Source organism: Streptomyces poriferorum (genome assembly GCF_019399235.1).
Lineage (GTDB): Bacteria > Actinomycetota > Actinomycetes > Streptomycetales > Streptomycetaceae > Streptomyces > Streptomyces poriferorum.
Map to the genome: position 1 here is coordinate 1 of NZ_JAELVH010000442.1, position 3655 is coordinate 3655.

At 70.3% G+C, this 3655-nt stretch carries 4 protein-coding genes; all 4 read left to right on the forward strand.

Annotation, left to right across the window (positions count from 1 at the left end):
- Nucleotides 1-19 precede the first annotated feature (19 nt).
- A complete protein-coding gene (locus JGS39_RS37910) occupies nt 20-1546 on the forward strand; it encodes a sodium:solute symporter family protein (protein ID WP_219574318.1) in 1527 nt (508 codons plus the stop codon).
- A 125-nt stretch (nt 1547-1671) separates the two neighbouring features.
- Complete coding sequence (locus tag JGS39_RS37915) at nt 1672-2007, forward strand: DUF6412 domain-containing protein (RefSeq protein ID WP_219574319.1); 336 nt, start codon at nt 1672-1674, stop codon at nt 2005-2007.
- Between the two features lie 140 nt (nt 2008-2147).
- Nucleotides 2148-2918, forward strand: a complete 771-nt coding sequence (locus JGS39_RS37920; RefSeq protein WP_219574320.1) for a YidC/Oxa1 family membrane protein insertase — start codon at nt 2148-2150, stop codon at nt 2916-2918.
- A 135-nt stretch (nt 2919-3053) separates the two neighbouring features.
- On the forward strand, nt 3054-3655 hold a 602-nt coding region (locus JGS39_RS37925; protein WP_219574321.1), incomplete at its 3' end, for a fumarylacetoacetate hydrolase family protein.

The window sequence follows — 3655 nt, forward strand, 5'->3', positions numbered from 1 at the left end:
CCCGGCGGGGTGACCGCCGGTGAACGCCGCCGTCGCGACCTCCGTCTTCGGGGTCTTCATGGTCGCCACCGTCGCCCTCGGGCTGTTCGCCGTGCGCGGCAGACGCGGGGGAGAGGGCGGTGGGCTCGCCGAGTGGTCGGTGGGCGGGCGCAGCCTGGGGACCGTCTTCATCTGGGTGCTCATGGCGGGCGAGGGCTACACCAGCTTCAGCTACCTCGGCGCCGCCGGCTGGGGCTACAACTACGGGGCGCCCGTCCTGTACGTGGTCGCGTACATGTCCTGCGGTTACGCCGTCGGGTACGTCGTCGGGCCCATGCTCTGGGCGTACGCGCGCAAGCACGGACTCGTCGGGATCACCGACATGGTGGCGCACCGCTTCGGCCGGCCCTGGCTCGGGGCGCTCGTCGCCGTCCTCGCGACCGTCTTCCTGCTCCCGTACATCCAGCTCCAGATCACCGGCATGGGCGTCGTCGTCTCGACGATCTCCTACGGGGCCATCAGTCTGAACTGGGCCTACTTCATCGCCTTCGCCGTCACCACCGGCTTCGTCGTGGTGAGCGGGCTGCGCGGCAGCGCCTGGGTGTCCGTGCTGAAGGACGTGCTGGTCATCGCCACGCTCGGCTTCCTGGCCGTGTACGTGCCCATGCACTACTTCGACGGCTACGGGCCCTTCCTCGACCGGCTCGTCACCGAGAAGAGCGAGTGGCTGACATTCCCCGGGCACGGGGACAGCGGCCTCGGACAGGCCTGGTTCATCACGACCTCGTTCCTCAACTCGCTGACCGTGGTGATCTTCCCGACTACCGTCGCCGGCTATCTCGGCGCGAAGAACGCCGACGTGCTGCGGCGCAACGCGATGTGGCTGCCCGCCTACAACGTGCTGTTGTTCGTGCCCATGCTGCTCGGCATGGCAGCCCTCTTCGTCGTCCCGGGGCTCGTCGGAGCCGAGTCGAACCTGGCGCTCTTCAAGCTCGTCGTGGACTCGCTGCCGGCCTGGTCGGTCGGCATCATCGGCGTCGCCGCCGCGCTCTCCTCGATCGTGCCCATGGCCGTCTTCATGCTGGTCATCGGCACGATGTGGGGGCGCAGCGTGCTCTCGCTCGTGCCCCGCTGGGAACGGCGGCAGAAGGGCGCGGCCCAGGTGGTCGTCGTGGTCGCGGGGGGCCTGGCGCTGCTGCTCACGTACACCGCGCCGAACACCCTCGTACGGCTGTCGCTGATCTCGTACGAGGGCATGGCGCAGCTGCTCCCCATGGTGCTGCTGGGGCTGATGTGGCGGCGGCTGACGCTGCTCGGGGCGATGAGCGGGCTGGTCGTCGGGGTGGGTGTGGTCTGCGGGTTCGTGTTCACGGAGAACGACCCGGTGTGGGGGGTGAACGCCGGCATCGTCGCGCTCGGCGCCAACCTGGCCGTCGCGCTGGCGGTGACGTACGCAGGTCCGCGCGAGCACGACGAACGGCCGGACGACGAGGTGCTCGCGCGGGACGAGATCGAGGACGGGACCGAGCACGAGGAAGAGCTGTCCCGGAAAGCCGATCGTGTATAACGGTTAAAGGTTGAAGTGCCGTGCGGACCCGCATCGCGCGCCGCGGAAGAGCGTTCGCACGACAGCGGCGCGACAGCGGCCGCAGGAGAACGGGCTGCCACAGGAGAACGGAAGGGGGAGGAACCATGGACGTGAGCGCCAGGCAGCGCATGCGTGGTGGCCTCGCCCGGGTCCTGAGGCCCGCCGGAATCCTGCTCTTCTTCCTCACCGAGGTCCTGCTCGCCGAGGGCGGCAGCCTCTCCGCCGCCGTGGCGCTCGCCGCCACCGCGGCCGCCGGCACCGCGCTCGTCGCCTGCTCGGTCATCAGCGCGCGCTGCGCCGCCCCGGTGCCCCGCACCCGGGTCCGTACCGCCATGCGTGACCGGGAGAAACGCACCGCGTTCCTCCCGCAACGGGACCCCGACGCCAAGGGGCGCCGCCGCCCCCGAGCCCCCGGTCATGCCCTCCTGACGGCCGCGTAGGGCTCTCTCCACCTCCTTTCCGCCCCAGGTACGTACGCCCTGTGCGCGTACGTACGGGCGCCCCGCGCGGACCGTCATGCCGAAGCTGATCCCTTTCCGATCCCCTTCCCGGCACGACGAGACCCCCGGAGGGCTCATCCATGTCCGCCTTCATGTCCGCATTCGCCAGCCTGGTCGGCGCGCTCGCCGACGCGCTCCACCCGCTCTTCCAGAACGCGTCCACCGCCGCCGCGATCGTCCTGTTCACCGCACTCGTACGACTCGCCGTGCACCCCCTGTCGCGGGCCGCGGCACGTGGGCAGAAGGCGCAGCGGCGGCTCCAGCCGCAGATCGCCGAGCTGCGCAAGAAGCACAAGAAGAACCCCGAGCGGATGCAGAAGGCGCTCATGGAGCTGCACAAGGAGGAGAAGGTCTCCCCGCTCTCCGGCTGCCTGCCGAGCCTCCTGCAGATGCCCGCCTTCTTCCTGCTCTACCACCTCTTCTCCAGTACGAAGATCGGCGACGAGGCCAACGAACTCCTCGGCCACCAGCTCTTCGGCGCCCCGCTCGGCGAGCGCTGGCGCGACGCGCTGGCGGACGGCGGGATGTTCGGGGCGCAGGGCCTCGTGTACGTGGGGCTGTTCGTGATCGTCGCCGCCGTCGCCACGTTCAACTACGGCCGGACCAAGCGCCAGATGGCCGCCAACCCCGTCACCCCGGCCACGGGCCCCGACGGGCAGCCGGTCCCGGGCATGGGCGCGATGACGAAGGTGATGCCGCTGATGTCCTTCTTCACGCTCTTCACCGTGGCCTTCGTGCCGCTGGCCGCCGCGCTGTACGTCGTCACCAGCACCACCTGGACCGCGATCGAGCGGGCCTACCTGTACCGCGACATGCCGGCGGCCGGTGCCGCCATGGCCACCGCGGCGTAGTCGCGTCCGCGCGTGCTCCGGTCCAGTGTGTGAACAGGGTCTTGCGGAGTGATCGGATGTCTTGGAGGATCGGACAAGCCTGCGATGGCCGCAACCCATCCGACGGGCCCGATCTCGACCTAGGGAGACAGACCGTTGAAGTTGCTTCGTGTGGGTACAGCGGGTGCGGAACGTCCGGCGTTGCTGGACGAGGACGGAACCCTGCGTGACCTGTCGGGGATCGTCACCGACATCGACGACGCGCTGCTCGCCGACGAGGACGCGCTCGCCCGGGTACGGGCCGCCGCGGCCTCGCCCGGGGAGCTGCCCGTGCTCGACGCCGAGGGGCTGCGGGTGGGTCCGCCGCTCGGCCGGATCGGCAAGATCGTGTGCATCGGGCTGAACTACCACGACCACGCCACGGAGACCGGCGCCCAGATACCGGGCGAGCCGATCCTCTTCTTCAAGGCGCCGGACACGGTCGTCGGGCCCGAGGACACCGTGCTCGTGCCGCGCGGCAGCGAGAAGACCGACTGGGAGGTCGAGCTCGCCGTCGTCATCGGGCGCACCGCCCGGTACCTGGACTCCGCGGAGGAGGGGCTCGCGCACGTCGCCGGATACGCGGTGGCGCACGACGTCTCGGAGCGCGCGTTCCAGATCGAGCGCGGCGGCACGTGGGACAAGGGCAAGAACTGCGAGACGTTCAACCCGCTGGGCCCCTGGCTGGTGACGGCCGACGAGGTCGCCGACCCGCAGGC

Coding starts and splice junctions, on each gene's coding strand:
- JGS39_RS37915 (WP_219574319.1), top strand. CDS start 1,672: ATGGACGTGAGCGCCAGGCAGCGCATGCGTGGTGGCCTCGCCCGGGTC.
- JGS39_RS37920 (WP_219574320.1), top strand. CDS start 2,148: ATGTCCGCCTTCATGTCCGCATTCGCCAGCCTGGTCGGCGCGCTCGCC.